This window comes from Martelella sp. UBA3392 (assembly GCF_002358775.1).
Lineage (GTDB): Bacteria > Pseudomonadota > Alphaproteobacteria > Rhizobiales > Rhizobiaceae > Martelella > Martelella mediterranea.
The window spans coordinates 3076-3610 of record NZ_DEPM01000090.1 but is presented as its reverse complement, the minus strand read 5'-3'; the positions used below and the strand labels follow the sequence as shown (position 1 = coordinate 3610).

1 pseudogene is annotated in these 535 nt (G+C 67.3%); it reads left to right on the top strand.

What is annotated here, in order from left to right:
* Positions 1–523: pseudogene (locus B4E36_RS06595) on the top strand (hypothetical protein); the annotation flags it as partial.
* Positions 524–535 lie beyond the last annotated feature (12 nt).

The following is a 535-nucleotide window of genomic DNA, read 5'->3' as shown; positions in this document are numbered from 1 at the left end:
CGGCTGGGGCGCGCGCGGCAGAAGCCATGACTGGACAGGCGAAATCACAATCGAAGGCGGCGAGATCACCGGGCTGGAGCCCCGCTTCCGCGGCGCGGAGATCGTCTCGCCGCTCGAGGGCGAGGACGAGGCCGCGAAGCTGCCAGCGCTCGGCTTTGAAGAGGGCGACGTCCGGTTTTCCGTTACCGCCGCAGCCAACCCCAACAACGTCACCTCCGCCACCCAGGGCTTCGCCGTAAGGCTGAAAGCTTCGCCGGGAGCGCGGCTGAAGGCGACGCTTTCGGGCAAGCAGCTCGATATTCCGCTCGATCATCTCTTCGAGGGCGCGCTTTCGGGCAATCTCGGCCCGATCGACAGCCCCGCCTACCGCTTCCACGCCCTGCCCCGGCCGCACCAGTGGCAATGGCACGGCACGGTCGCGCTCGGAGTGCTGGCGGACGGCGAGACCATCTATGTGAGGCTGCGCGAGAAGACCGGGCAGATGGCCTGGACCTCGCCGATTTTCTGCAGAAGGGAGGCGTGAGACGAAACAGGC